The organism is Pseudomonas sp. CCC3.1 (genome assembly GCF_034347405.1).
Lineage (GTDB): Bacteria > Pseudomonadota > Gammaproteobacteria > Pseudomonadales > Pseudomonadaceae > Aquipseudomonas.
The window spans coordinates 4113991-4135283 of record NZ_CP133778.1 but is presented as its reverse complement, the minus strand read 5'-3'; the positions used below and the strand labels follow the sequence as shown (position 1 = coordinate 4135283).

The following is a 21293-nucleotide window of genomic DNA, read 5'->3' as shown; positions in this document are numbered from 1 at the left end:
TTGAATTTGAGGCAAATGACCTTAATATGATCTTATCTTGCCATCATCGTTTTCAATCATGGATGTTTCTCGGGGATAGGTCGAAATGGCAGAACCAGAAGACGCTAAGCCCGCGATTGGGCGCTTTAACACGAATGATGAGACGAAGCGGATCGTATGGACACAGACCGCTGGTCATTGCGAACTGTGCGGCACAGATCTAACGTTCGACTATCGTGCCGGCAAGCCAATGAAATGGGGCGAAGTGGCGCATATCCTACCCGCCAGTCCCAAGGGGCCTCGGGGACGCGCGGATCATGATGCTGAGGCGCACACGAACGATACTGCTAACCTGATGCTCCTGTGCCCAGGCTGTCATGACAAAATTGATCGTGACGCAGACGGTTATCCTGAAAATGATTTGAGTGGTTTACACCAAGCATACCTAGAGCGCATCCGAATCGCCGCAACGACCCCTGATGGTGGCAGAGCGATTCCTCTCATTGTTCAGAGTCAGCATTTCCAGACGATCAACGATATTCCCGTTCGCGATCTATTGACTGCGATGTCTGCGGAGGGATTAACCGCCTTCGATCAAGGCATCAAAATTGCCTTCCCTGCGCCCGGACCGCGCGGCAGGGACGCTGCCTATTGGCAGAACGTCAAAGACAGCATCCAGTATGAGCTGGAGCAGCAACTCAAGCGTCGGGGCGGCACCTATGGCGACTCGCCCGCGCTAGCAGTAGTAGGCTTGGCCGATATCCCAGCTTTGATGATGTTGGGCCAGAGCATCGGCGATCGTTCCAAACGCTTAATCTTCTCTTTTCACCGCGAGCATCTTTTGCGCTGGCCCGATCAGTGTGCTGAGCCGCCCAGTTTTCTGTTCACGCCTCCACCCAACGGCGATGGTCCACTGGCGTTGGTGCTCTCCATTTCTGCACAAGTTCCAGTTCGCGACGTGACCGACGCTCTACCCGGTGCATGTATTGCAGAGCTGTCGATCCCTGAACCAAGCTACGCGATGGTACAGAACCGTCGGGTGATTCATGCCTTTCGCGACGCACTCCAAATACGACTGAGTCAGCTTGATGCTCTGACTCCTGATCCTATCCACGTCTTCGCTGCCATTCCTGCGGCACTGGCCATCGAGTTTGGCGCGTTGCTCACAACGCAGCATCAACATACGTACCTGATCTTCGATCGGGACAAAGAAAACCAAGATCGGTTTACGCAAACACTGCAATTGGGCTCGGTGGCCCAGGAGGCTATGTAAATGCTTTTGAGCAACGAACAGACCAAGCGCAGCAGTTGGGAATATTTTCTGCTTCGCGCCGCGCGGGAAATCTCGCTGTCGGAGGCGCAGTACGAAAAAATCAACGACCGCTACTCCCAACTGGAAAAAATCCTTTCGGCTTCTGACAATCCGTTGCTCGCTGAGGCCCATATCTTCGTTCAGGGCTCAATGCGGCTGAAAACCACCATCAAGCCAATTCCCGGCGCGCCTGCGGATCTGGACACCATTGATGCGGACGCGATTATCTGGCTCCCTCACGCTCAAGGCGCTGGTGCGAAGGAAGTTCTAGAGGCGATTGAACAGCGTTTTAGAGAAGGCTCCCGCGTTCAGGAGGAAGTTAAGCAACTACGTCGTGGTATTCGGATCGTTTATGCCGACGAAAATCCAGGTTTCCACATTGATGTCACACCTGCCCGCGCGATCAACGGAAATGGCGAAGCAAACGGCGAGGGTAAGCTGGAGGTTCCGGATCGGATCACAGGGTGGAAAGCAAGCAGCCCTATTCCTTACTCGAATTGGTTGCAGGTTGCTTCGGCCCAGAAAATCTCTATGGAAAGCTTGGCAATTGCCAAAAGCCAGCGAATGCTTGATGCCGCGACACAAGATCCTTTGCCGCATTATCAGGACTACATCGATCTAGATCCCCTGCGTGCGACCATAAAGCTGCTTAAGCGGCATCGCGATGAATGGGCCATCAAAACAAGGAGCGCTGATACTCGCCCCATATCTGCTGTTATCACCACTTTGGCCACTCACGCGTACCTAGATGTCGTGAAGGAGTCCCAGTCGAAGCCTTTGGCACCGCTCGATGCAATTTTGGAAATCGTTCGCAGAATGCCGCAGCACATCGCGCAAAGAGGTAGCGATTTCTTTGTCTGCAACCCTGCCGATAATGGCGAAAACTTTGCAGAGAAGTGGAATCGACCGGGTGAGGGGCAAGGCTATCGTCAATCATTTGCCAAGTGGCATGCGGACGCCAGTGCATCTGTGTCATTGGGTTTGGAAAGTTTTGAATCCAACGATTCCTTTGCCGAGGCAGTGAAAAAGAATTTCGGTATTGCACCGGCACTCATTACGGTAGTGAACAATGAGATCCCTGCGAATTGGACGATGCCCGGCCGACCGGATGGCACTACTCGAAACTCTGCTTCGATGGGTTCGCTCTTCGGAGGGGCCAGCGGTGGCGGAACCTCTCAGTCGAGCGTAAAGCCAGTTGGACGCCTTGGCTGATCCTATTAAGACGCCATTGCAGCGCGGAATCGCGGCACTGCGAAACACCCTAGGTCAGGATGCGGCCGATGCATTGCTCCAGCCCGCACCCATGCGGGCTGACGAAGCGGCGTGCTTTCACTTCCCCTTGCCCATCGATTACACGGGGCAGGAGCGGCGACTGCGTATAGGTTTCCCCTCCAACTTTCCCCGTGGGCTCTTGCGGCTGAACGTCGAACCTTCTCCATGGCTGGTTTGGCCGCATGCCACCAAGTCGGGGCTTTGTCTTCATGGCTTTCAGGAGCGCCCCATTATGGGCTCCCCGGAGGTCGTGGTAGAGGACAGCCTTGCGCGCTTGGCCCAGATCGTTTCGTTGTCCAAAATGGGATCAAGCCAGACAACGCGCGATATCGAATTTCAGAATGAGATCACTACCTACTGGTCTTTTCAGCACGGTCAGTCATTCCAGAACCTCTTACTTTTGGATCGACCTCAGACCGCCTCGCAGTTGTTTGCTCTCAGCGATCCGCGCCGGGCTGTGCCATCCGGTCAGGAAACGGTTTGGCTAGCATCGAACATAGCTGCACTCAAAGGGCATTACCGACGGGTTGTCGGGCGCTCCGCTGTCATTCGCGCGGCCGAAACTCCCGGTTTTTACGTCAAGCTTCAGACTTATCCGGATATCCGCACCCCGGATCCAGAAGATTTATTGCTGTGGCTAACGCCACACCTTCAACCAGACGATGCCGAGCAATTGCTGGCATGGTTTGAGCTGCATGGAACGTTGGCGAGTCGATGGATTGTCCTGGAGCTTCCTGGGGGGACGGATGCTCCAACTTATTGCCTCAATGTGCGCTCGCTTGGCGTACAGCAAGAGCGGGGGGCAAAGTTTGGCTTGCGCACAGCGCGCCGCCGGCCAGCCATAGCAAATGCACATCCTCCGGCACTCGTCCGCGCAACTGCCCTAGACGTGCTTGATCGTGCGTCCATTCTGTCCCGCGATATAAGCGGCACAGCAAAGCACCTTGAAAATGCTCGGGTCGTTTGTGTTGGCGTTGGCTCGTTAGGCAGTGCGGTGGCAATACAGTTGGCACGCTCCGGTGTCGGCCACCTTACCCTCATCGATCCTGACACTTTGGTGTCAGCCAATCTGGGTAGGCACGTTCTGGGAGCGGATAGCCTAGGGAGGCTGAAAGCCTCAGCGTTGAGGGACAAGATTCTGTTAGATCTTCCGACTACAGAATGCACCGCTTATTCGACTTTTGCAGAAGTAGTGATGAGCAGCAAACCAGAAGTGTTCGATAACGCAGATCTTGTCGTGATTACGACAGCAGACTGGCAGTCGGAGGTCACTGTATGGCGAGCCAAATCCAGCGGCGTTTCTTGGGGACTTTTACAAGCCTGGAGCGAACCTTATACCCAGGTGGGCCACGCACTATTCGCACCAGCCGGTATCTTTGATGGCCGTCATTTATTCACGGACATCGGCGATTTTCTTCATAAGTTTACAGAGTGGCCGGGAGGAGGTGTGGTTCCACTGCCCGCGTGTGGGGAGAGCTTTATTCCAGGCGGGTCGCTGGGTATGACCAATATTGCCTCTATGGTGTCGCACACGGCTTTACGCGCATTGACCGGCAACATCGGCACTGCATCTTGGGTCAGCAGCATCTACAGGCCTGAAGATGTGCCGAGCCTAGGAGGCCAATACCATGGGCCCAAGCTGCCAGAGGGGGCGCAGCAACTCTTACTCGAGCGCGGATGGCCGGAACATAGGGATGAAACTGTATGACGGATATCGCTTGGCGCTGGAGATGGGCGGAGGTGGATTCCGAGCTATTGGTGTCGCAAGCTGTCGCGGACATCTTGGATAGTCATCGGCAGGGCCTTTTTGGCGTGGAGCGAGGGGGACAGTTATTCGTCAGCCCGGTTAATCCGAAAGGGTTGCTGCTGGCCTTGGCCACGTTGCCTCATTGCGCCGATCGGTCAGGCTGGTCTTGGCTAGAGTTGGATGCGGAGCGGTGCCGTCAGGAGATCCAAGCTGCCAACGAACAAGGGTTACGTCTGGTGGGCTATTGGCATACGCATCCCCAATCTGTCCCGGTGATTTCTCCGGCAGACATAGGAAGTTTTTTCAGATTTGCTGCGCGTTATACGCAGGATCTGCCGCACCCAATAGCCATTATCGTTGGCAAGTCCGAAAAACCAGAAGGCATCAAGGCGTGGTCGTTCAGGGGCGGCAGATATGTTGAGGCAACTTGGCTTAGATAAGCTTCAAGTCGGTGCCGTGGGAGGCACGTCAGCGGTTACCTTTACCCGCAAGCATTAGCGCGAAGAGCTCTGCCTGAAAGCGAGCATCATCCAAGGCGTTATGGTTCGGTTCGCTGAGTGGCTTCAGCGCAGCGGTCATCTTGGATGATTTTGTTTCCTGCCAGCTGCAACCTACAGCTCCCATGAAGTAGGCCTTCATGTCGATAGCGGTAAATCCAAAGGGGTTGGTTTCCAAGTATTTGTGGAAGTAGTAGTTGACGAATGACCAGTCAAACGGTGCATTGAGTCCTACGAAAATGACCTTCTGTCCCGTTTGGCAGCATGATTTCAGCCATTCACCAAATGTCAGCATCGCCTGTTGCGGAGTGAGTCCTTCGCGCTCCAGCTTCTCCAGACTCAGCCCCGATACTGCCAGTGCTTCTGGGTCGTGTTTTGGACTGTCAGGTCGTAGTTCAAGATAGATGGACGTGGCAGGTTGATCTACAAGGCAAGCTCCAATGGAAAGCAGACTGTATTCGCCTGGTATAGGTCCAGAAGTCTCGACGTCGACGGAAACATAAAGCTCATCAGGGTTCATGTTATTTCCTTTTCGTGTAATTGCCAGATCAAGCTCGTAACCATGTGACGGTGGAAAGGCGGCAAAGCCATTGACCCATTTCGCTGTTATCCGGCGTTCGAGCAGCGGCAGTGCATGCCTCCCGGGGAATTGTACGTTCCTTTGGTCAGCTCTGCGTCCGAGCATAATGATGTGTGTCATTCTCATAATGTCGGATGAGGGCTCGGAAGATTATGAGCGAGCGTTGGGCAGTCAAGTGCCAGAATACTGAGGACGGCACTGGCGACATCATCCGCTAGTTAGCAGGGTATGGACAGTTGGCGAAACCACCGAAATTAGTGCTTTGTAGCGCTATTTAACTGTGTCCATGGCGACGAGATATTTTTTAAAAATTAGGGCATCAGTGTCCATTCAGAAAGTGTTCGACGCGTCACCTGAAGGATTTGAGAACAAATGCGAGTTTTCAGAAAACAACGCTACTAAACGTGGCGATTGGGGAATTACGCTTCATTTGACCACCTTTTTGCATTGCAAATGATTGGGCTGTATCAGAACAACAACGCTACGAGCGCAGTTGATGTAGTACGTCATCCAATCCTTCACGGCCACGGTTGATCCAATCGGGAAAGGCAACGGAGCCCCTTTTGATGGTGCATCACCCTGAAACGCTGCCCAAAACTCATCTTTGCTGTTTTGATAGCAATGCTTAGACGTTGGGCAGCATGAGCTAAAAGGCTTTCGGTAGAGTAAGTGGAGGGGGGTATGGTCGAGGTCATTGGAGTCGGTCACCGGTCGTATGCGAAAGGTGAAATAAAGCGCCAGAAATTCAAACGATCCTATTCATAGGCCTTTGCGTCTCCTAAAAACGCTTACTACGACCCTCAGGAAAAGCGCCAAATGCTCTAATAGCGCAGGGAAGCTATGCATTGATATTTCTCCTTCATTTGAGTGTCTATTGGGGAATTGCACCGTACCTGACCACCTGTTTGCATCAGCACTGACCAGTCGTTTGCATTGGATGTGACCAGCCGTTTGCATTGGACTTGACCAAAAGCTTCTATCAGACTGTAGGTACGCATCGGTGTTAAGGGGGGTATGAAATAGTCGGTCGATTGTCGGAATGCCCAGCCTGAGATCATTTAAAACAACTTTACGGGCGGCATTACCTGTCGCGTGCCGTCGAGTATGCACTTCCAACCCCATGTCCTGAGCGCGGACATCTTCTTGAACTCTTCAATCAGGTCAACCGTGATGTCACCAACATCCGTCCTCAGCGCAAATTGCGGGCGCATAGCATGCATAACGTCCACCCCCATATCCCCGCCAAGCAGTTTGAGCATGACTTTTGCGCGTGGCTTCCACGGCAGGCATTTACCGCGCCGTTGCGGATGCTGGTAAACCATCGTGTTTAGATGGGCTGACGCGTGGATGTAGTCAGTGCTAGTCATACATACCTGCAAGTGACCAGGCGCTCCCAGAGGTAGCACGTTCATAGCAAGCCAATCGATCAGGCCGACGGCAACACCTCGTGCCTGTAGCTCCATCGCTAGCATTAGAAGGACTCTGTGCAGAGAGCTCGTCGCTTTCATCGCGAAGGCTCGCTTACCCAGATGATCCGCTTCTATTACCAAAGCCATCAGTGCTGACAGGGAATCAAGACTCGCTCTACGTTCGAGTTTTTCGAGCAAAAGCTGAGTAGTTGGTTCGCGTCGTGGACTGTCCCAAAAAATGTCGCTGCCATCGCCGAACAGTACCAGCTGGATCTCTGTGCTTAGCGACCTGAAGTAGTCGTCGCAATCAATTCTTTCTTTCTTGATGACCTGCCTCATCAACGCCCACAGCGGATGATGCAAATCCCGTGTCGATCCTGGTGCCAATAGCTCAACCCTGTTCAAGGTCTTGGCCTTGGGCGTAATTAGATTTTGTTCATACCTCGACCACTTGCTTCGGTAATGCCGGATCGTGCCGTTGGTATTTCTTCGAAATGACTCTGGTTCAAAATGAAGCTCTAGAGCGTAGGAAGTTTTGAGCCCTGTTCTCTGCCTCAACCCTTCAAACCAATAACTGAGAGAGAGCATTTCGACGGTATTGCTCCTGGGATTACTATTTTCCGGAATGTCCTCGCGCAAGCTATCTGCGAAGTCCGAATAGATTTGTTCAATTCTTTTAAAATCAGACATTTGAAAATCCTTGGCTGACTTCTGTACCGTAAAAAATGTAGAAGTCTTACGGCTGGAGCGCAAGGAGACGGTTTATTACTATTAACTGTGACCGAACCGGACATTAAGTGCGATGCGTGAACCCGACCAGATCCAAATCCTAGCGTCCGAGTTAGAGCTCGACCTCAAGCATCGGTATGGCCTGATGGTGGGTGGAAGCGCGCTGTGGAGAGAACTGGGGTAGCATTGAATTCAAAGCGTCTCGTGGAATAGACCGAAACACCGTCATGACCTTAGGAGAGTGCGAATGGCTAGCGCGACGTCAGAACGAGATCATCACCGGCGCTACAGGAACGGGAAAAACCTGGCTCGCCTGCGCACTTGGCAACCAGGCTTGTCGTCTCGGACGACCAACGCTGTATCGCACCGCCACCAAGCTTTTTGAAGAAATATCGTTTTCTTATGCCGACCACACCATGCCGAAGCTGCGCCGACAATTGATACGCGCGGAGTTGCTGATTATCGATGATCTAGGTATCGGGGGCATCGATGATCAGTTAGGCCCGTTTCTCCTGGACGTAATCGACCAGCAGTCACAAAACGGATCATTGTTGATCACTAGCCAGTATCCAAAAGAGAAGTGGTACGACTTGTTCTACGACCCAACGATTGCCGATGCGATTCTTGACCGAATCGTCCACAAGTCTCACGTCATCGAATTAAAAGGAGAATCGATGCAGCGGGGTAAAAAGCCTAAACGCAATTAGGAAATTCCTGCACGAGTCTCGGATGGTCAACGGGCGTGCAACTGGTCAGATCGGATGCAGATAGTTGGTCAAATGAAATGCAATCGCTGGTTTTTATAAGACTTCTTTCAAATGTAGTCGAGTCCATTTGCCGGGCTGCGTCTGATCGAGACTTAGCTGCTAACTTTTCTATCACAACGGTTAGGGCCACCTTGAACACTACCAACGGAGAGTTCTATAGGCTCGCCTTCGCGCTGCTATCCGAACTGATAGAACCATTGGCAAGCTCCTTGCTGGCGATCAGCTTTGAGCAAAAGCGTCCACTCACCGGGTGAATGAGGTATGCGTTTCCCTCACTGCGGATACTTGTCAATTTTTCGTCTTGTCGAGGCTCATGGGGTGCCTTAATGCAGAGGATGTAGGGGAAGAGAGTCTTGAATCTTCCCAATGTAACCGGTCAGCCAAATCACCTGGCGGAGAAGCTGTTATCGCTGCTACGATGCGGAAACATTGTCATTGTGATGGGTAATCCGCCAGAACGACTTCATCTCCAGATTTCTTCAGGCCCATGATTTGATAGGCGCTTCGACGTCCGCCTGATTCCATTCCCGGCGACCCCACAGGCATTCCGGGCGCAGCAGCGCCGATCAGATCCGAGCGTTTGGTGAGTTCTGCAATCTGCTCCACTGGCACGTGACCGTCAACAAACCTGCCGTTTACCACACCTGTGTGGCATGACCCGAGGTTGGCAGGTACACCCAGTTTTTCTTTCACGGCACTCATGTTTTCTTCTTCATGATCCCTCACGGTGTAACCTTTATCCTTTAAATAAGAAATCCACTTGGTGCAGCAACTACAGTTCGGATCTCGATACACATCTATCGATTTTCCGGCATCGGCCCGCAGTTCGGCAGAGAAACCTATCGCCATAGCAATCGATGCAGCAAGGCCGGCATTTTTGAAGAGGTTGAGGGGCATGGCGATTGTGACTCTTGGGGAGGTGAAGGGCATTTTTAAAAGCTTTGGCGGTGACGTTGGCAAAAATCAGATGTCACTGCAAATCTAGTATGTAACTAGATATAAAGGGGTCTAACCTAAGATTTTACAACGTATTCATCCTTTGTCCTGAAATTTCAGGGAGCCGCACGTGCCCGCTTTGGCCAGACCGTCTTAGGAAAAATAAGGCTGAACGTCGTGATGGTTCCTAGCATGCTTTCAACCGCGACACGCCCCCCATGCAGGCTCATGATCGAGCGGACGATCGCGAGTCCCAACCCTGTCCCCCCTTGCTGACGAGCACGGCTGGCATGAACCCGGTAGAAACGATCAAAAACGCGAGGCAGGTGAACTGCTTCAATGCCCTCACCTAAATTGCGTACGTCAAGGCACACTTCGTCCCCGCGCATGTCCAGGGAAATAGTGATGGCGCTGCCGGGGACGCCGTGTCTAATGGCGTTGGACAGCAAGTTTGAGATGGCTCGCTGAATCATGAGCCGATCTCCTTGGGTCTGTGCTGTGCCCTCAACCAATAACTCCATATCTTTCTCGTCGGCTGCCAGTGAGAACAGTTCAGCAACCTTTTCGGCCTCTTCTTTCAAATCAATGGTGGTAAAGGCAATCGGTGCCTGCGGTTGGCTGACACTTGCGAGGAAAAGCATCTGAGACACCATGCGCGACAGTCGCTCAAGTTCTTCTGTACAGGATTCAAGAACCCGTTTGTACTCTGCTGGCGGGCGCTCCCTAGATAAGGTGACTTGCGCTTTGCCCATGAGGTTGTTCATTGGAGATCGAAGTTCGTGGGCCAAGTCGTCTGAAAACTGGGCGAGCTGTTGCACATCTCCATCCAGCCGGTGAAGCATGAAATTGACGGCATGGGCCAAGTCCCGCAACTCATCCGGCAGATTGGTCACTTTCATTCGATGGGAAAGATCCCTCGCGGATACGCGCTCAGCCACCTTGCGAAAAGCTCGGAGTGGTTTTAATCCACGATGGACAATTAACCAAGCGCACCCGCCCACCAGCAGCAGGATAAAAGGTAACGCGATGATCGTGGATTTGACGTAAGCGTTGAGGAGTGCGGCATCGCTCTTTCTATCAAGCGACAGCATGACCAGGACGGTTTGATCGTTTTTAAGCCTTACCAGTTTATGAGCCATCAAAACCTCAAACCCCTCGGGCGATTTGAATTGCTCAAAATCAGGAGAACCTAAGCTCGCTATGACCCGTGGAAGCTCCAGGTTTTCGTTGTTTCCAAGGTTCAATAAACGCCTTCGAGGAACGCTTGAATCCAGGATAGTCAGGGTAAAGTTATCGTGCCCGATGATCTGATCGCGAAGATTATGTGGATGCAGCACGATATCGGCTGCAGTGATCGAACTCTCAGCCAAGCTGTGTTCGATCTGCTGAAGCTTTTCCCCTAGCCCGTCCTTCGCGCGTAGATCAAGCTGATGTGCGATGGTGGCATAGGCAAACGCCGCCATTACCAGCACCAAGAAAGCGCTCATTGCCGTGACCGTTAACCCTAACCTCATGGACAGGCGTGTCGGCCTCATTCGCGAGCTTCCAGTACATAGCCGACACCACGTAGGGTGTGGATCAGCTTGTGCTCGAAGGGGTCGTCAATCTTTGCGCGAAGCCGTCGAATCGAAACCTCAACCACATTGGTGTCGCAATCGAAATTCATGTCCCACACAAGTGAGATGATTTGGGTACGCGACATTACCTCTCCGCTATGACGCATCAGCAGGTGAAGGAGAGCAAATTCCTTCGTCGTCAGATCGATTCGTTGGGTGCCTCGAAAGGCTCTATGGCGCCCCTGATCCAACTCAAGATCGCCGACGCGTAACACTTCTGGTAAGCCAGTTTGCTCACTGCGGCGCATGAGGGTGCGAACCCGTGCAAGGAGCTCAGGAAACTCAAAAGGCTTTACCAGATAATCGTCTGCGCCCATCTCCAATCCCCTAACTTTCTCATCAAGGCGACCTCTGGCGGTGACCATCATCACTCTCGTATTATTGGTCTTCCGGAGTTGTGACAGTACTTCCCAGCCCTCCATTTCGGGCAAGTTAACATCCAGTATCACAATGTCATATGCTTGATGTTGTGCCAGGTGTAGCCCATCTAGACCCGTGTTTGCAATATCGACAATATAGCCGCTCTCCGTTAAACCTTGGTGCATGTACTCGGCAGTTTTCGGCTCGTCCTCTACAACAAGGATTCGCATATCATTGATTCCCGTCTTAATGTCGGTTACTTAAATACGCTGTTATTTTCATATATATGCGCTATTTGAATTAGTTTTCACAGTCCGTTCATCTCAGAGTATTCTCAACGCTGTAGTAGCTACAGGGTCAAGCTTTTCTCGATAAATACCAAGCTCATAGCCCTTATGGCGACGATTTGTCGCAGTGTTTTTCTGGGTCTGATTGCCTAAAAAAAGCAAGTTCTAAGTTATTGCAATTTATGTCGGACTGAATCGCCCCTAGTTTCGTAGACACCTCCAAGCCTTAAAATGAGGCCCATTAGGAGGTGCCATGAGCAACCAGCGTTATCCCGAAGAATTCAAAATCCAGGCGGTCAAGCAAGTGACCGAAAAGCAGCTTCCTGTCTCGGAGGTGGCTGCACGATTGGGTGTGTCCGTGCACAGCCTCTATGCCTGGGTTAAGCGCTACACCAAGCCCCAGGAACAGCGCGTCGAGGAGGATGATCAGAGCGCTGAGGTTCGTCGTCTACGTGCCGAGCTGAAACGGGTGACGGAGGAGCGAGACATCTTAAAAAAGGCCGCCGCGTACTTTGCCAAGGAGTGCGGCTGAAGTACGCCTTTATTAAGCAGCAAGCGGGTCATTACGCGATTCGACGCCTTTGCCTGACACTCAAGGTTCATCCCAGCGGCTATTACGCGTGGCTATCAGAACCAAAATCTGCGCGGGCCAAGGACGATCAGCGACTGCTTGGGTTGATCAAACACTCCTGGCTGGAAAGCGGTGGTGTTTATGGCTATCGCAAGATCCATGATGACCTGCGAGAGGTTGGAGAGAGCTGTGGCCGTCACCGGGTGGCTAGGTTGATGCGCCTTGAAGGGCTACGTTCTCAGACTGGGTATCGACGAAGGCCGGGGAAATATGGCGGTAAACCAGCCGTTGCCTCACCGAACTTACTGAAGCGCCAATTCGATGTCAGAGAACCCAACAAAGTCTGGGTCACAGACATTACCTACATCCGAACATATGAAGGCTGGCTGTATTTGGCCGTGGTGCTCGATCTGTTTTCACGCCAGATCATTGGTTGGTCAATGAAGTCGCAGATGACCAGCGACGTCGCCATTGATGCACTGCTGATGGCGGTTTGGAGACGCAAGCCGAAGCAAGAGGTGATGATCCACTCGGATCAAGGAAGTCAGTACAGTAGCTCAGACTGGCGAAGCTTCTTGAAAGCTAACAACCTGGTAGCCAGCATGAGTCGTCGAGGTAACTGCCACGACAATGCTGTGGCGGAGAGCTTTTTCCAGTTGCTAAAGCGGGAACGGATCAAGCGTAAAATCTACACTACACGCCAGGATGCTCGGGATGATGTGTTCGATTACATCGAGATGTTTTACAACCCAAAACGACGCCACAGTTTCAACAATCAGCTGTCACCGGTAGAGTTTGAAAAGCGTTACGCAGCGAGCCTGGAGAGTGTCTAGGAAACCCGGGGCGATTCACTCATAACGACACGATGACCGCGTAATTACAATCCCGACAGAATCCCGCCTAGACCTTTTGATTTCGCCTGAGTCGCCTTATGATCAAAATCAGTAGCAATCTACCACTTGAAACGTAGCCACCGTTTAGCATGGCGCTTAAAACTCAGCATTCGTAAAGTCGTTATTTTATCCTATACCTGACCAAAATATGATTTTTTCTAAAAGTCGGCGAACAGAATACTTAATTAAGCTATATTTAGGAAACACGTAGCTCCATAGCAGGGCAAGTGTGCGTCCTCTACGTTACGGAAGGAGAAGTATGTGGCATCTAATCACTCTCATGGCGCTGCAGCGCTAAGTGAAGGTCACCAGAAAAAGCTAGTCATGGCACTGGCCTTGACAGGCAGCTTCATGATTGCTGAAGTGATCGGAGCATGGATTACTGGCAGCTTAGCATTGCTGTCCGACGCGTCGCATATGCTTACAGATACTGCCGCCCTGATGATTTCGTTGATTGCGCTTCAAATAGCCAAGCGGCCAGCAGATCAGAAACGAACTTTTGGCTATGCTCGCCTGGAAATTTTAGCATCTACATTCAACGCCCTATTGCTCTTCATGGTGGCTATTTACATTTTGTACGAAGCTTATCAACGCTTCCTAATACCTTCTGAGATCGCAACCGGCGCGATGATGTGGATCGCTATTGGGGGCCTTGTTGTAAATCTGATATCGATGCGCTTGCTCTCCTCAGCGAGTAATGAAAGTCTGAATGTCAAGGGAGCCTATCTCGAAGTTTGGAGCGACATGCTTGGGTCATTGGGCGTGATAATTGCCGCACTTATAATCCGGTTTACGGGTTGGAGTTGGATCGATACGGTCGTCGCCGTAGCGATCGGAGTATGGGTGCTGCCGCGCACTTGGCAGCTAATGCGCGAGAGTTTGGGAATCCTTATGGAAGGGGTTCCTGGCGGCCTCAACATTAAGGAGATCGAGTCGACGATTCTACGTGTCGATGGTGTCACAGACGTTCATGATCTACATGTTTGGGCTGTAAGTAGCGGTCGCAACGTACTGACGTCGCACGTTGTAGTTCGCGACTCAGTAGATCGAGATGCTGCGCTAGCAGATGTAATCAATGCGGTAAGTCATGCGTTCGACATTCACCATTGCACAATTCAAATGGAGAATACGGACTTCCATAAGGACACTCCAATTCCTCCACACTAGTCAACCTAGAAAAATTAAATCGTAGGATTAATATTGAAGGCGTCAGCACCAAAAATTTAGATTAATTTTGGCTCATTACTTAGCGTCGAGAGACAGGTCAATTAAAAATTATTTTATTGTCACGTTGCGTTAGCAACAATGCCACCAGCTGAAGGTTACAAAACTAAAATATTGGCACGTTAACCAGGAATATAATTTTTACTCGGATCGATTGATGCCAAATCACAATGGAACTGACCAAAAAAATATCCAGCGGCTCTCGAGCAGAATAGTCTGGTGCATCCGCCAGTCGTGGCAGTGCTCAACTACCTGATTCATCAAAGCTATGCTGCACCAATAATTTAAATCGCCACAACTTTCAGTGGCCTTGCGATCAAATTAAAAATTTGTAATTTTTCGCCAAAACCCACTATTTCGCGTTAATATTCGAGCATCCTGAGTTGATCACGGCGTATTGATATAGGTAGAAATCACCACATGCCAAGCACGCAGAGAAACTTTAAACTGGCCTTAAATCACGATCAGGGAGAGCTCGGCCCCCTCCTTACTCACACCTTGAGATAAGTTATGCGCGTACTAGTTGTGGAAGACGAGATTAAAACCGCGGAATATATTCAGCAGGGTCTATCCGAAAGCGGGTACGTCGTAGACATTGTACACAATGGTGTTGATGCTCTTCACTTGTTCAATACGATTGTTTATTCGCTCGTACTCCTAGATGTGAACCTCCCGGGCATCGATGGTTGGGACCTCTTGGAAACTATCAGAAAAACTAGCCGGGTTCGCATCATCATGCTGACTGCCCGCGGACGCATTAATGACAAGCTTAGGGGCTTGGATGGTGGTGCAGATGATTATCTCGTCAAGCCCTTTGAGTTCCCCGAATTGCTTGCTCGCATCCGGTCACTGCAAAGGCGTGGCGATGAGCTTGTCGAGAAGAGCACACTTATAGTTGCGGATTTGGAATTGGATTCCTTGCGCCATAGAGTATGCCGAGGAGCGACACGCATTGATCTCACCACAAAGGAATTTGCTCTCCTGCACCTACTAATGAGCAGAACAGGCGAAGCGCTTGCCCGTTCGCAAATAATCTCGTTGGTCTGGGACGTAAATTTTGACTGCGATACTAACGTCATTGATGTCGCCATCCGGAGATTGCGCTCAAAAATTGATGATCCATTTGAGACCAAGCTCATACACACACTTCGAGGCGTCGGATACGTGTTGGAGGAGCGTACATGAGGCCTTTCAGCCTCGCTGTGAAGGTGGGATTCAAAGTTGGACTGATGAGTGCGGCGTTGCTGCTTCTTTTCGCCACCTTCGGTTATCTGATGGTGAGCCAAGCTCTTGAGAGAAACGCCCGAACCGACCTCGAAGTGAAAATGGCAGGCATGGCTCACAACCTTTCCGCAATCACTGCTATTTCTGGTGTAAATGCAGACGCCCACCAGCTTGTTGACTTGGTCATGGGGCATAACAATCTTTACGTCAGCATCTTCGAATCGACACAAACTCTAACTCCATTGCTCTCGATAGGCTCGAAGCAAGTCAACATGGAAGTGCACAAATTCCAGCCTACCGAACAGGCGGAGCAGCGAGAGTGGCGCGACTCGACGGGCCGCCCGCTAATGAGCGCCTCACGAGTCATGCGCTTAGGCGATGGAACCGAAGTTAGTGTATTCATGACCATGGACCAGTCATCTAACCATGCCCTTCTTGATGCGTTGCTCACCTGGGCATTAATGGTGTCGCCTCTTATTCTCATGCTGATCTTGGCAATTGGGTGGTGGACTGTACGCAGAGGACTGCTCCCCCTCACCAAGTTCCTGAAGGTCGCCTCAAGGATTTCCACCGAGAGCCTTGAGCATCGCCTTCCAACAAAGGGGATGCCGGCAGAACTTAAGAATCTCGCCGATGGAATTAACATCATGCTGATGCGTTTAGACGACGGAGTTCAGCAGCTTTCGCAGTTCTCTGACGACCTTGCTCACGAACTGCGGGCACCACTGTCTAACCTGATGGGTAAAGCTCAGGTCGCGTTAACTCGGGAACGATCCCTCCCTGAGTATAGAGAGGTCCTAGAGTCGTGCACTGAAGAGCTACATCGCATGAGCCGGATGGTTTCCGACATGCTATTCCTAGCCCAAGTCAGCCACCCAGCGTCAATGGTAGAGTTCGAAAGCGTATCTCTAATCGACGAAACTCAGCGGGTCTGCGATCTGTTCAGCATTTCGGCCGAAGAAGGTGAGATACAGCTCCAGATCGCAGGAAGTGGAGACGTGGTGCATGGTAATCAGATAATGATTCAGCGAGCCGTCTCGAACCTGGTCTCGAACGCGATCCGCTACTGCCCTCGTGGTCGGACGGTTTACGTGAAGGTTCAACGTGGTGCTGACGGCGCTACATTGAGTGTTGGCAATCCGGGACGTGGGATCGCCAAGGAACACCACGCGCATTTGTTCGAGCGATTTTACCGGGTGGACAAAAGTCGAGCACGAAGCGAGGGTGGCACCGGTCTTGGCTTAGCTATCGTTCAGTCAATCATGATTTTGCATCAGGGTTCGGCAAGCGTGGAAGTTACGGATCAGAATTTCACTTGGTTTCACCTTAACTTCCCCGAAGTTCAAATGAAACAACAAGAAATGAAGCCAGCTTAGCTCCGTGTAACGAAGAAGGCCCGGTTATAGATGGGCCCCCTTCGCTCTAGGTGCAGGCGCGAATGCCTGAGACGTAGCCGACGCGTGGGTGCTCAAGGACTCACTGACGTTATGCGAGAAAAAACTCTATCGCCAGAATCCTCACATGGCGCGTAGAAAACCGGCGGGTCTCTGAACTTCAGACCGAATAATTCGCAACCGTTGCTTTTGCATAGCGCTCAACGATCAGAGACCCCGCTACACTCTGCAGAATTTGAAATGCTTCGAACTGTAAGTCGATCTCGACGGCATGAGGCCGCACCTTCTCTCTTGCACCTTCCCCCGGAATATGCGGCGGAGATCGTAAATTCATCGAAAAAAATCAATTGATCTCCCCCGCGACCGCGTCGCGCGCCCTAATGTAAAATGAAAGCTCACTTAGCTGTAAATTGAGTCTTGATGCATGGGCGAAAATCAAAGACTTCTGCCACTCAGGGCTCTAAAACGAACATGATTAGCTCCTTGGCAAGCAAGAAAAGCCTCCAGTGTTAATGCACCGGATATCAAAATTGAAAATTAATAAAAGCCCCAGCTCTTCATCGTCTTTTGTTATCGCCTGGAAGACTTAAACCTTCTCGCCAAGCGTAAAATTACGAAATTGTAATTATTAACTCATCTTGCCGTTAGCTTCGTAATCCTAGACTAGTAACCAACAAAGGATGCTATCAAGGCAGACCTAGTGAATATCGAGGCTTCAATGAAATTCGTAAAATACTTCTCTATTGGCAGCCTGCTAATTGGGCTTACAGGTTTCGCGTTTGCTGAAGATGGTTTCGAGCGAACTAAGCAGTTCAAGGAAAACTTCCGAGCCGAACAGGCTCGCTTGTGGGGCCCTGACTCCTCGGAGCAAGGTAAACAGAAAGTTGCTCAAGAAAAGCAGGAAGAGCGTCAGGAGCAAGCCGACAACTAATAGGCGGTTAGATGTAAAATGACGATTTGTATCGACGAAAAGCCAGATTAATATCTGGCTTTTTCTTACATTTAGTGTTAGCTATTCCAGCGGTGATAGACGGAACTACTCAGATACAGAGATCATCTCTAAGACTTATTGTTCTTATAAATCTGAAATAACGTCACGCTTTGAGTATGTCCTTCATCGGATGATCATTTTCGATTAGAGCCCGCTACGCCATCTGCTGCAAAATCTTCACTATCTTGGCCCAGTATTCTCCCAACGACAAAGAAGCAGTAGGCTTGCGTTCGTTTCGGTAACTCTTACGCAACCTAGGCCTGTAGGCAGATCAGCATTGCTGTCGCGCAAACGCCTGGAAAGATAGAAAAAGCTGTTGCGAGGCCACTCATCAGGATCTTTGATGTTTTCGGACATTCCCCTACTATAAAACTCAGAAGAATACGAACGACGGCCAGGATAGATCAGGGCACCCGATTGAGCCGACTGTGCTTTGAACCAGGCGTCAACCACATCTCGCTGGTTTTGAGGGCGTTCGTCTAGTACTCCAGCGTAAATGATACCTGCGCCCACAATTGGCAGCAGGAAAGCGCTCGCTGCAGCAGCCCGGCTGGTATAAAGGCCGACTTCACTGATTCGCCCTGCAAGAAGCAGCGCCCAGGCGGGTAGAGCCGGGAGCAGATAGGTCCAGAGAATGTTGCCAGAGAACGTGAAGAAGAGAGGCGTGGCCAATGCCCAGAGCCACATATAAGCCTCGAAACGCCGCATCGATGCTCTTCTGCGAATCATTAGAGGCAGGAAAAATGCCCAAGGCAACAGCGACAGACCGAGCTGGATCCAGATGGTGCCATATGGCTTGGCATGTGCACTGCCATATAGGTCCCCAGCCCAATCACTAATTACATATCGGCTCCAGTGTTCACCAACAAAAAAATATTCCATGAACCCAGGCGTCTTTATTTCGGCCGCGACATACCAAGGCACAGAAATACCGAGCATGAGAATAATCCCGGTTACCCACGGAAGCATCATCATCCGATTCCATTCTTTGTGGATGACGATCCAGGCGAATGCCGGCATGCCCATCAACACCAGTGTCAGTGGTCCCTTAGCGAGTAAGCCCAAGCCCAGACCTAAGAACATCAGATAGGCATCCGCTTTGCCTGCACACTTCATCCAACGCCAAAAACCATAGCTAGCAAGCAGTATAGAGAACGACAGAACAGGGTCAGTCAGTACAACACCACTGGATACCAGGCCCAGTGTTGTGCTTGAGAAGATGATGGCTCCCCAAATGCCAGCCCTGCGCGACATCTCCTGGGTCGCGAGCTTAATGATGATAAAGCAGCTTGCTAGGTGAAGTAGCCAAGCTGGAAATCGGGCAGCGAATTCGTTGATACCGAATAACTTCATGCTCGCTGCCTGAGTCCAGAAAGACAGTGGCGGCTTACCCCAAAACGGTACTCCATAATCGAACATTGGGGTAATCCAGTCATTCAGTTCGACCATCTTGCGTGCCATTTCGGCATAGCGTGCTTCGGACGTATCCATCAGGGGATATGCTCCCAGCCCCAGAAGACGTAAAAGCAGAATCGAGATTAGGATCCACAGAAGTATCCGCTCGTTTTTCAAGTTCAGCATTTCTTACTCTCGATCGAGGAAACCGGAGGGTGAATAGTCACGGGGGTTGCTTTGTTATTGCTCTTCAAAAAATAAAGCGGTCGGCGTTTGACTTCCGCGAGCGTCACACCCAAGTACTCGCCCACCATGGCAACCCCCAAGCACATAAATGAAGTCATTCCGAGCAGCAAGTGATGGATGTCGAAGGAGCCTGCCACGAGCGCTGCGAGCAGGAAACAGATACTGGAGACGAAGAAGCCGAAGCTAATGAGGCTGAATATACGCAGCGGCTTTCGAGAGAAACTGAGAACACTTTCAATGGCTAGATTGAACAGCCCAGCGGCGTTCCATTTGGTATTACCCGCATGACGAAAAGTGCGATTGTAGGGTAGCTCTATGGTACGAAAACCCACCCAGCCGATCAGGCTCTTAAGAATTCTGGAGCGTTCGTCTAGCGCTCTCAATGCAGCCAATGGCGCAGGGCCAATCAGACGGAAGTCACTGACATCCGCCGGGAGATCAACTTTCTCCACCAGTCGCTGCATGATCCAGTAGTAACTGCGCGCACTCATGCGCTTTAGCAAGGAATCGCCGGTTCGCAAGTCGCGTTGCATGTTCACAACGTCGTAACCCATCTGCCAGTGGTGCACCATGCTCGTAATGAGTTCAGGCGGGTCCTGCAGGTCCACGTCAATAAAGATCAATGCGCTACCGCGCGCGTGGTCGATGCCTGCACTTAACGCAGCCTCTTTGCCGAAGTTTCGGCTCAGGAACAGGCAGCGTACATCAGATCCATCCTGATAGTGGCGAAGTAAGTCTGCAGTACGGTCATTGCTTCCGTCGTCGATATAAAGAATCTCGCACGAGACAGGCAAACACCTTACGACGCGGGTGATGCGCTTGTGAAATTCGGGAATGGTTTGCTCTTCTTGAAAGCAGGGCACCACAATGGTTAACAAAGGATCAGGGCGTTCGGAAAGCCGATGTAATGTCTGCATGATTGAATGTCCAGAAACGGTGTGCGATGAATCCGAGCGCAGTTAGGATTAACGTCACCAATATCTGGGATATAAACGGTGACAGGTCAATTTTAATTAAGACCCACATGCCCATTCCATTACCGAGGTTTGTCGCCAACGAAATCAGCAAAAACCTAATGGGTTGAAGCTTACAATCTCCCTTCGCTATAAAGCAGAGCCTTTTATTACCAACATAGCTAACAAACGCGCCTAAGACGCCTCCGCTAACGCTGGCCAACACTGGATCAGCAAACCCGCTCGCGACCAGTGCAAGGAAAACAGAGTAATGCACTCCCGTTGCAATAGATCCGACCCCTAGATAACGAATAAATAACGCTACAATAGGCAAGTTTTTATTTTCCATCTGCGAAGCTTAAGGAGTTCAAAGTGAAAAAAAATTGAAAATTACATGTGATTTCAGAGCTGAATAACTTCAACATGACTCGAAAATTACAATTTTGAAAAAAACGGACAATCCATATCACAAGTATAGATACCCCACATTACCCTGCTGCGAGTTGAATGGGTGACCACATAGTAAGTTTGTCTGTCGCAGAGATTATTTAGTGCAGAGAGACTGGGAATCACAATTGTACGCTTCTAGGCTTTCCCACATACCACAAGCTTCCAATTTACTCCACAGGTCGAAGTCTTAGAAATACACTGCCCCAATCATTCGGCCTCGCCAATTTTAGCCGTCTTAATATCAAAATATTCAACAGGTTAAGTACCAAAAGCTCACTCTGAGCAAGCTGCGATCAGGTTAACCTAGGGAAAGTTACTATTGCTGAGCCATCAGGAGGGTCAACCAGATGTTATGAGCTCGATCGTTCTGAATGCAGGTGTTCCAACCAAGTATATTGGCTATAACGTATTAAGGCTTGAGGGCGAGTAGCACCATCGGTGCAACAATGTTTGCCTAGTAC

Annotated in this window: 18 protein-coding genes; 10 read left to right on the top strand and 8 right to left on the bottom strand. The window is 50.8% G+C overall.

Annotated features, from left to right (window positions below; all coding sequences use genetic code 11):
- Positions 1 to 85: 85 nt before the first annotated feature.
- Genes RHM56_RS18155 through RHM56_RS18140 form a run of 4 tightly spaced genes read left to right on the top strand, consistent with a single transcriptional unit; the run spans position 86 to position 4750 of the window.
- The gene (locus RHM56_RS18155; RefSeq protein WP_322234667.1) at positions 86 to 1252 is read left to right on the top strand and encodes an SAVED domain-containing protein; all 1167 of its coding nucleotides are present in this window, start codon (positions 86 to 88) and stop codon (positions 1250 to 1252) included.
- Positions 1253 to 2503, top strand: coding sequence for a nucleotidyltransferase (locus RHM56_RS18150; RefSeq protein WP_198822260.1), 1251 nt, complete (start codon positions 1253 to 1255; stop codon positions 2501 to 2503).
- A complete protein-coding gene (locus RHM56_RS18145) occupies positions 2487 to 4271 on the top strand; it encodes a ThiF family adenylyltransferase (protein ID WP_153328934.1) in 1785 nt (594 codons plus the stop codon). Before RHM56_RS18150 ends, RHM56_RS18145 begins: the two co-directional genes overlap by 17 nt.
- Entirely contained in the window at positions 4268 to 4750 is a 483-nt protein-coding gene (locus tag RHM56_RS18140) for a Mov34/MPN/PAD-1 family protein (protein WP_153328936.1), read from the top strand. The genes RHM56_RS18145 and RHM56_RS18140 overlap by 4 nt, the downstream gene beginning before the upstream one ends.
- Positions 4751 to 4778: 28 nt before the next feature.
- On the opposite strand, the gene RHM56_RS18135 is transcribed toward RHM56_RS18140, so the two are convergent.
- Both RHM56_RS18135 and RHM56_RS18130 read right to left on the bottom strand, forming a co-directional pair.
- The gene (locus RHM56_RS18135; RefSeq protein WP_153328938.1) at positions 4779 to 5327 is read right to left on the bottom strand and encodes a 3'-5' exonuclease; all 549 of its coding nucleotides are present in this window, start codon (positions 5325 to 5327) and stop codon (positions 4779 to 4781) included.
- Between the two features lie 1118 nt (positions 5328 to 6445).
- Entirely contained in the window at positions 6446 to 7486 is a 1041-nt protein-coding gene (locus tag RHM56_RS18130; RefSeq protein WP_198822264.1) for a hypothetical protein, read from the bottom strand.
- A gap of 191 nt (positions 7487 to 7677) precedes the next feature.
- On the opposite strand from RHM56_RS18130, the gene RHM56_RS18125 reads away from it, so the two are divergent.
- Positions 7678 to 8232 (top strand): ATP-binding protein, encoded by a 555-nt coding sequence (locus RHM56_RS18125; RefSeq protein WP_322234664.1) that lies wholly within the window; start codon positions 7678 to 7680, stop codon positions 8230 to 8232.
- 492 nt (positions 8233 to 8724) lie between these two features.
- Here the strand turns inward: RHM56_RS18125 and RHM56_RS18120 are convergent, their stop codons facing one another.
- The 3 genes from RHM56_RS18120 to RHM56_RS18110 all read right to left on the bottom strand — a co-directional run bounded on the left by RHM56_RS18120 (position 8725) and on the right by RHM56_RS18110 (position 11434).
- A complete protein-coding gene (locus RHM56_RS18120; RefSeq protein WP_153326417.1) occupies positions 8725 to 9189 on the bottom strand; it encodes a DUF411 domain-containing protein in 465 nt (154 codons plus the stop codon).
- A 155-nt stretch (positions 9190 to 9344) separates the two neighbouring features.
- Positions 9345 to 10763, bottom strand: coding sequence for a heavy metal sensor histidine kinase (locus tag RHM56_RS18115; RefSeq protein ID WP_153326419.1), 1419 nt, complete (start codon positions 10761 to 10763; stop codon positions 9345 to 9347).
- On the bottom strand, positions 10760 to 11434 hold the full coding sequence (locus RHM56_RS18110; RefSeq protein ID WP_153326421.1) for a heavy metal response regulator transcription factor: 675 nt from the start codon (positions 11432 to 11434) through the stop codon (positions 10760 to 10762). The genes RHM56_RS18115 and RHM56_RS18110 overlap by 4 nt, the downstream gene beginning before the upstream one ends.
- A 310-nt stretch (positions 11435 to 11744) precedes the next feature.
- Between RHM56_RS18110 and RHM56_RS18105 the strand changes: the two genes are divergently transcribed.
- The 5 genes from RHM56_RS18105 to RHM56_RS18085 all read left to right on the top strand — a co-directional run bounded on the left by RHM56_RS18105 (position 11745) and on the right by RHM56_RS18085 (position 17728).
- Positions 11745 to 12895, top strand: a protein-coding gene (locus tag RHM56_RS18105) for an IS3 family transposase (RefSeq protein ID WP_104502081.1) whose coding sequence is annotated in 2 segments (ribosomal slippage) — positions 11745 to 11979 and positions 11979 to 12895 — 1152 coding nt in all. Because the reading frame shifts where the segments join, the coding sequence is not laid out codon by codon here.
- Positions 12896 to 13216: 321 nt separating this feature from the next.
- Positions 13217 to 14122 carry a cation diffusion facilitator family transporter gene (locus RHM56_RS18100; protein ID WP_026136732.1) on the top strand — a complete coding sequence of 302 codons (906 nt, stop codon included), beginning with the start codon at positions 13217 to 13219 and terminating at the stop codon, positions 14120 to 14122.
- A gap of 567 nt (positions 14123 to 14689) precedes the next feature.
- Positions 14690 to 15364, top strand: a complete 675-nt coding sequence (locus tag RHM56_RS18095; protein ID WP_017736210.1) for a heavy metal response regulator transcription factor — start codon at positions 14690 to 14692, stop codon at positions 15362 to 15364.
- Entirely contained in the window at positions 15361 to 16779 is a 1419-nt protein-coding gene (locus RHM56_RS18090) for a heavy metal sensor histidine kinase (RefSeq protein ID WP_090409099.1), read from the top strand. The genes RHM56_RS18095 and RHM56_RS18090 overlap by 4 nt, the downstream gene beginning before the upstream one ends.
- A gap of 736 nt (positions 16780 to 17515) precedes the next feature.
- Complete coding sequence (locus RHM56_RS18085; protein ID WP_322234660.1) at positions 17516 to 17728, top strand: hypothetical protein; 213 nt, start codon at positions 17516 to 17518, stop codon at positions 17726 to 17728.
- Between the two features lie 240 nt (positions 17729 to 17968).
- Here RHM56_RS18085 and RHM56_RS18080 read toward each other — a convergent pair whose 3' ends face one another.
- From RHM56_RS18080 to RHM56_RS18070, 3 genes are read right to left on the bottom strand one after another with little or no spacing between them, the layout of a single operon-like run.
- Positions 17969 to 19369, bottom strand: coding sequence for an ArnT family glycosyltransferase (locus RHM56_RS18080; RefSeq protein WP_153326453.1), 1401 nt, complete (start codon positions 19367 to 19369; stop codon positions 17969 to 17971).
- The gene (locus RHM56_RS18075; protein ID WP_090409093.1) at positions 19363 to 20346 is read right to left on the bottom strand and encodes a glycosyltransferase family 2 protein; all 984 of its coding nucleotides are present in this window, start codon (positions 20344 to 20346) and stop codon (positions 19363 to 19365) included. Before RHM56_RS18075 ends, RHM56_RS18080 begins: the two co-directional genes overlap by 7 nt.
- Positions 20312 to 20731 carry a GtrA family protein gene (locus RHM56_RS18070; protein ID WP_090409089.1) on the bottom strand — a complete coding sequence of 140 codons (420 nt, stop codon included), beginning with the start codon at positions 20729 to 20731 and terminating at the stop codon, positions 20312 to 20314. Before RHM56_RS18070 ends, RHM56_RS18075 begins: the two co-directional genes overlap by 35 nt.
- Between the last annotated feature and the right edge of the window lie 562 nt (positions 20732 to 21293).

Bases quoted from the DNA above. Each gene is read 5' to 3' on its own strand.
- RHM56_RS18155 (WP_322234667.1), top strand. From the start codon at position 86: ATGGCAGAACCAGAAGACGCTAAGCCCGCGATTGGGCGCTTTAACACG.
- RHM56_RS18150 (WP_198822260.1), top strand. From the start codon at position 1,253: ATGCTTTTGAGCAACGAACAGACCAAGCGCAGCAGTTGGGAATATTTT.
- RHM56_RS18140 (WP_153328936.1), top strand. From the start codon at position 4,268: ATGACGGATATCGCTTGGCGCTGGAGATGGGCGGAGGTGGATTCCGAG.
- RHM56_RS18135 (WP_153328938.1), bottom strand. From the start codon at position 5,327: ATGAACCCTGATGAGCTTTATGTTTCCGTCGACGTCGAGACTTCTGGA.
- RHM56_RS18130 (WP_198822264.1), bottom strand. From the start codon at position 7,486: ATGTCTGATTTTAAAAGAATTGAACAAATCTATTCGGACTTCGCAGAT.
- RHM56_RS18120 (WP_153326417.1), bottom strand. From the start codon at position 9,189: ATGCCCCTCAACCTCTTCAAAAATGCCGGCCTTGCTGCATCGATTGCT.
- RHM56_RS18115 (WP_153326419.1), bottom strand. From the start codon at position 10,763: ATGAGGCCGACACGCCTGTCCATGAGGTTAGGGTTAACGGTCACGGCA.
- RHM56_RS18110 (WP_153326421.1), bottom strand. From the start codon at position 11,434: ATGCGAATCCTTGTTGTAGAGGACGAGCCGAAAACTGCCGAGTACATG.
- RHM56_RS18095 (WP_017736210.1), top strand. From the start codon at position 14,690: ATGCGCGTACTAGTTGTGGAAGACGAGATTAAAACCGCGGAATATATT.
- RHM56_RS18090 (WP_090409099.1), top strand. From the start codon at position 15,361: ATGAGGCCTTTCAGCCTCGCTGTGAAGGTGGGATTCAAAGTTGGACTG.
- RHM56_RS18085 (WP_322234660.1), top strand. From the start codon at position 17,516: ATGAAATTCGTAAAATACTTCTCTATTGGCAGCCTGCTAATTGGGCTT.
- RHM56_RS18080 (WP_153326453.1), bottom strand. From the start codon at position 19,369: ATGCTGAACTTGAAAAACGAGCGGATACTTCTGTGGATCCTAATCTCG.
- RHM56_RS18075 (WP_090409093.1), bottom strand. From the start codon at position 20,346: ATGCAGACATTACATCGGCTTTCCGAACGCCCTGATCCTTTGTTAACC.
- RHM56_RS18070 (WP_090409089.1), bottom strand. From the start codon at position 20,731: ATGGAAAATAAAAACTTGCCTATTGTAGCGTTATTTATTCGTTATCTA.